Below are 5735 nucleotides of genomic sequence, written 5' to 3' on the forward strand. Positions count from 1 at the left end.
CAAACCCCCATGAACCTGTGGGGCGGGCGCCTCGCCCGCCAAGGGCATGCTGAGGGGTCGCGGCCGGGGGCATCCGCGCCACAAACCCCCATGAACCTGTGGGGCGGGCGCCTCGCCCGCCAAGGGCATGCTGAGGGGTCGCGGCCGGGGGCATCCGCGCCACAAACCCCCATGAACCTGTGGGGCGGGCGCCTCGCCCGCCAAGGGTATGCTGAGGGGTCGCGGCCGGGGGCGGCCGCGCCACAGAAGCCGAGGGCGGCCGCGCCACAGAACCTTGTAGCGGCCGACGCTCGCATGGGCCGAGGGGCTTCCGGGAGGGATCTCGAGGGCATGAAGCGTCGTCTTGGATTGGCTTTAGGGCTTCTGGTCTGCTCGCTGGCGACTGCGGCGGAAGAAATCACCCTGCCGGCCGCGCCTTGGGCCGTGACGGTGGACGGGGACCCTCGGGAGGCCTTCCTCTTCGGGGCGGACGCCCTGCCCGTCTACGATGCCGTGACGGGGGCCCCGGACGGGTCCGTCCGGGCCTACGCCCTGGCCTGCCCCGGCGGCCTCTACGTGGCGCTCCTGTCCACCGAGCCGGACCGCGGGGCGGGACTCTTGCGACCCCTGCCATGGACGCCTCCCGAGGAGGTGGTTCTGGGGGACTGGATGGCCGTACGCGTGGGGCCGCCGGAATCGGCGGCTCTTTTCGTTTTGGCCCCGGGGGGTTACCGGACGGTTCTGAGCGGGGACGGTCTGCCGGTCTCCGCGCCGCCCTGGGAGGGCGCGGACCGCCTCTTCGGGGCCACCTGGACCGGGGAGTGGCTCCTGCCCTGGCTCAAGGGCCCCGGATCCCCGCTCCGCGTGGAGGTTCTGCGGGGCCGCAAGATCCGCGGCGGCCGCCATGCCCAGGAATCCCTCGGCCACTCCTCGCCGGGGCCCGCCTCGTGGCGCTGGGGCGGCGAGGGGCGGGACCTGCGCCCCGCTCCCGATCCCCCGAAGGCGGAGACGGGGCCCAGGGCCTTGGCTCCCTACGACACGCGGCCCTGGATCCCTCCGGGGGAAGGCGCCTCGGCCTGCGAGGACGCCGCGCCCTCCGGGGAGATGGTGACGGCCTGGCTGGAGGTACCGCCGGGGGAAGGCCGGGTGCGCGCCGAGGCGGGACCGGGGTTCGAGGGCGTCGAGGTGTTCCGCGTGGACTTCTGGTGGCAGTCGGGGACCCGCGAGGAGATCGACGCGATTTTCCCTGTCCGGGTGGCGGCGGGGATGGGCGACGTGCTGGTGGGGGACCGCCTCTTTCCCCAGCCCCCGGAGGGCTTCGATCCGGCCGGCGAACCCTTGCGCCTCTACGTGCGGGGGCGGATTCCCCGGTTAAGGCAAGGGCAAGCGCCTCCTCGCTCCAACGGGGACATCACGGTCCCGTTGAAGATCTTCCGCGACGGTCATCTCCTGGGCACGATCCCCTGGAGGGTGACCGCGGCTCCGGCCCTGCCGCCGCCGTCGAGGTTGGCGGCGGTGTATTACCTGGAGAAGGAGCCCTCCCGCTGGGAGGCGGACCTCTTGAACCTGGCGGCCCACGGGATCACGGCGGCCACCTGCCCCGCCTCGGAGGCCGAGGGGTGGCGCCGCTTCCAGAAGGCGGCGGAGGCTTCGGGCGTGGACGGGACCTGGGCGCTCCGCCCCGAGGCCGTGCCCGAGGGGGAGACCGCCTGGGGGTACGCCTGCGACGAGCCCGCCTCGGTTGGGGCCGTGGAGGCGGCCAGGACCCGCGCGGCCGCCCTGCGCGCCCGGGGCCTCAAGCCCTGGGCGGCCCTGGCTTGGCCCAACTCGCTCAGGCTGGCCTCCCTCCTCGACGGGGTTTCCGTTCCGCCCAACCTGGTGCGGGCGGCGCCCGGCCTGCCCGCTCCGAAGCGGTACGTGTACGTCCAGGGCCTGCGGGAGGACCCCTTCTTCAACCGGGTCTGGGCGGGGCTTCTCTGTCGCGCCCCGGGCCTGTCGGGATTGTGGGTCTTCTGCCACGCGCCGTCGAGGGAAGGCACCGCCGACGATTGGGCCGGCCCCATCATCCGCCACGACGCCCTCGCGGCCCCCGACGGCCGGGGAGGGCGCCTGGACACCGTCCCCTTCGAAGCGCTCAGGGAGGGGATCCTCGACGGGCGGATCCTCGACGCCCTGGGGCCCCGCGCCGAGGCCGTCCTCTCCCGCTTCCCCGGCGCCGCCGAAGCCATCGCCGGGGAGTACTGGAAAGCCCGCGGCCGCGGGTGGACCTTCGCCCAGTTCCGCCGCGCCCTGGTGGAGGAGTGGGAGCGGGCGGGCGGCGTCCCGGGTCTGTGGGAGGCGTCGCCAGACGCCGATCTCCATCCAGTGGGGCGTACTCATCCCAAGTAGGTTCTGAAAGTTGACCTGTCCGCATTCCGTTTCTCTTCGAAAAGGGCGGTACGATGCACCAGGCATATGTTACGCCATCATGAAATGCACCGAGGGCCGATGGCCGGCTTTTCATCCGACCTCCCTGTTCGGCCCCGAGGCCGCAAGAATCATCATGGACGCAATGCATCATCGGAGAGAGAAAATGTCCTGGGACGTTCACGGCTTCGTTCTCATGCCCGACCACTTTCATCTGCTCCTGCGCCTGAATAGAGGATCCTTGGCTCAGGAGATGGCCTCGTTCTCGAAATTTACGGGCAGGAGGATCAACAACCTTCTTGGGGGGTGCGGGGTCCTTCTGGCAGGAGGGTTACTACGAGCATGCCATCCGGTCCGAGGATGACCTGCGAGACATTTTGACGTACATCCTGCAGAATCCAGTTCGTGCAGGGCTGGTCAACGTCCCTGAAGCGTGGCCTTATCGCTTCAAGAGTCCCGAATGACGATAAGATCGGCGTCTGGCGACGCCTCCCACAAGGACTTGGCGTCCCGAAGAACCTCCCTCCCCCCTCACTGGCCCCGGTTGATCGGGGCGGTGGAGCGGCCGGGCTCGGCGGGGGAATGGGCGGGGGACGCGGAGACTTGGGAGGCGTTCCTGCGGGACCTCCAGGGTAACGGCCTCTTCCCGCTGGCCTACCGGGCGTGGCGGGAGGCCGGGACGCTGGAGACCCTGCCCGAAGGGGCGCGGAGGGCGGCCGAGGCCCGCATGACGGCCTACCGTGCGGGGTGGACGGGGGCCTGGGAGGAGATCGCCAAAGTCCTGGGCCTCTTCGCCGGGGCGGGGCTGAGGCCGGTTCTCCTCAAGGGGGCGGACCTGGCCCTCCGGTACTACCCGGAGCCGCACCTGCGGCCCCTGACGGACCTCGACGTGCTCTTCCCGTCTACGACGGAGGCGGAGAGCGCCTTCGGCCTCCTGGAAAAGGCCGGCTTCCGGCCCGGGAAACAGGGCATCCCCATGGACGAATGGGTCCTGAGCCAGCACCTGCCGGACCTCCACGCGCCGGGCACGGGCTTTCCGGTGGAGGTCCACGGGGCCCTGGTGGTCTCGCCGCGGGATTCGCGCTGGGCGGGGGGGGCGGTCCGTCTCTTGGAGGGGCGCCGGTCCTACGCGTGGCGGGGCCTTGCTCTGGAGGGGCTGGCTCCCGAGGCGCTCGTGGTGCACCTTTGCGCCCACATTTGGGACCAGCACGCGGGGGAGCCTCCCAAGGCCGGGGTGGCCTTCGACCTTCGGGCCGTCCTGGAAAGGGAAGGGCTAGCCTTCGACTGGAACCGCCTCGTGGATCTCTCGAGGGCCTCGGGCTTCTCGGGGGCCGTGGTTGTGGGCCTGAGGGCCCTCGAGGCGGCCTTGGGCGTTTCGGCGCCTGAGGGGGTGCTTTCCGCTCTCTCCGGGGCCGAGAAGGGCGCGGTCCTCGGCCTCTCGCCCCGCTCGGCGCTGACCCAGCGCCTGCTCGGCCGGCTCTGGCACGGTCCGGGGCCGGCCTCGGCGCTGAAGGCCGCCTGGCGCATCGCGGTGCCCTCCCGGGCCTACCTGAGGGAGCGGTACCCCGAGAAGGGGCGCTGGCCGGTCCTCCTCCTGTACCCGTATCGCTGGGGGGACCAGGGGTGGAAGCTCCTCCGGTGGGGGGGCGAGCGGCTCGGCCTGGGGTCCAGGGAATAGAGTGCCGTCGCGTGGCGTACATACCTAATGATTGTGCTGGGAAATCGTGTCTCGGGTGGGGTTTCCATAACTCTGAGGCGTGGGGGTGCCCGATAATTGTGCAGATTCCGCAACAGGTTATCCAAGAAACATTGAGACGGACCCTTGACTTGTGGTCGCCGGATGGGTATGTTATAAGGTAACAGGCAAGTTGCGACGTGTACCCTTTGGGGGTTGTGAGCATGAAAAAGACGATTTTGGCTGTAGCGGCGCTCTCCCTGATGTCCGTCGGACTCTGGGCGGGCGAGGGAATTCCCATGGGGAACGCGATCTTCTACCCGTCGGTGGAGGCGGTCTACTCTCACACCGACAACGTCTTTCTCCAGGACGGCTCGATGCCCCTGGGCGAGGTGAGCGACAGCTACTGGCTGTTCCGGCCCACCCTCGGCTTCGAGTTTCCCTTCCAGGAGAGCTACGTCCGGCTGGACCTCGGGTACCAGTACAAGGACTACCAGGACTTCGACCTGAGTTCGCACAACAGCTACAACGTGGATTTCAAGAGCAACTTCAGCGCCGGCAAGGGCGGGAAGTTCACCTTCAACAACCACTTCATCCGGGGCGTCCAGGAAGTGCTGGAGTTCGACCCCGGCTACGAGCGCGTCTTCGGTGACGTGCCCTTCCGGCGCAACCAGGTGGAGCTCGGCTACGAGATGCCCGTGACCCAGCTCGACACCCTGGGGCTCTTCGGCACCTACAACACGGTCCGCTTCACCGAGGACAACGAGGCGCGCCCCTTCTACAACTACGACCAGGTGGGCGGCGGCCTGAAGTGGAAGCGCTCCCTGAGCCCGGCCAGCGCGTGGGTCTCCACCCTGGAGTACGTGGCCAGCGACCCGAAGGAGAAGCCCGCGGACCTCTTCCTCTACACGAACCTCAACAAGAAGTACTCCCAGTGGACGCTCATGACCGGCTGGGAGGGCGCCCACAAGGAGTCCTTCTCCGGCTTCGCCAAGGTCGGCTACAGCACCATGAGCTTCAAGGACAACGACTTCTCCGAGTTCGACGGCCTCGTGGCGGACGTGGGCCTTGGCTGGCAGCCCGTGGAGGCCTTCAAGGTGGACCTGCTCCTGGGCCGGAAGGCCTACCAGTCCGCCTACAACGTGAACAACTACTACACGGCCACCTCGGGCCGGTTCCAGCTGCAGCAGCAGGTGTCCCGGTATTTCTTCTGGACCGCGGGCTACCTCTACCAGGAGAACGCCTACCCCGAGAATGTCCGGGCCGACGTCTTCGGCACGGGAATGCCCACCAACCTGGAGTTCTTCCTGACCCAGGGCCAGGACCGCAAGGACAAGATCAGCCGACTCTACGGAGAGCTGGGCTTCCACCTGACCAAGCAGTTCAGCCTGCGCGCCAACTACCAGTACGAGGACCGCAACAGCAACATCCGCTACTACGACGTGGCGGGCGTCCACCGGCCCTATACGTACAAGGAAAACCGCATCATCTTGCAGGCCATGCTCGGCTGGTAAACGGGTTTCCAGGAAACACCTCGGGGGCGCCGGGTCACCGGCGCCCCCTTCATGCTCTCCGCCTGGTGCAGAACGTGAGACGCGAGACGGCAGAGGCGGACCTGCGTAGCGGCCGATGCTCGCATCGGCCGAAAGGCCGGCCCTTGCAAGCAAGGGCCGCT

Annotated in this window: 3 protein-coding genes; all 3 read left to right on the top strand. The window is 68.8% G+C overall.

Going from position 1 to position 5735, the window contains the following annotated elements; genetic code table 11:
* Window positions 1-330: 330 nt before the first annotated feature.
* The 3 genes from AB1824_12945 (at window position 331) to AB1824_12955 (ending at window position 5574) form a co-directional block, all read left to right on the top strand.
* Window positions 331-2367 (top strand): hypothetical protein, encoded by a 2037-nt coding sequence (locus AB1824_12945; protein ID MEW5765867.1) that lies wholly within the window; start codon window positions 331-333, stop codon window positions 2365-2367.
* Window positions 2368-2845: 478 nt separating this feature from the next.
* The gene (locus AB1824_12950; GenBank protein ID MEW5765868.1) at window positions 2846-4063 is read left to right on the top strand and encodes a nucleotidyltransferase family protein; all 1218 of its coding nucleotides are present in this window, start codon (window positions 2846-2848) and stop codon (window positions 4061-4063) included.
* Window positions 4064-4284: 221 nt separating this feature from the next.
* A complete protein-coding gene (locus AB1824_12955) occupies window positions 4285-5574 on the top strand; it encodes an outer membrane beta-barrel protein (protein MEW5765869.1) in 1290 nt (429 codons plus the stop codon).
* The last annotated feature ends 161 nt before the right edge of the window (window positions 5575-5735 follow it).

Source organism: Acidobacteriota bacterium (assembly GCA_040752915.1).
GTDB lineage: Bacteria > Acidobacteriota > UBA4820 > UBA4820 > DSQY01 > JBFLVU01.

Excerpts from the sequence above, each read along its gene's own strand:
- AB1824_12945 (MEW5765867.1), top strand. The coding sequence starts at position 331 with ATGAAGCGTCGTCTTGGATTGGCTTTAGGGCTTCTGGTCTGCTCGCTG.
- AB1824_12950 (MEW5765868.1), top strand. The coding sequence starts at position 2,846 with ATGACGATAAGATCGGCGTCTGGCGACGCCTCCCACAAGGACTTGGCG.
- AB1824_12955 (MEW5765869.1), top strand. The coding sequence starts at position 4,285 with ATGAAAAAGACGATTTTGGCTGTAGCGGCGCTCTCCCTGATGTCCGTC.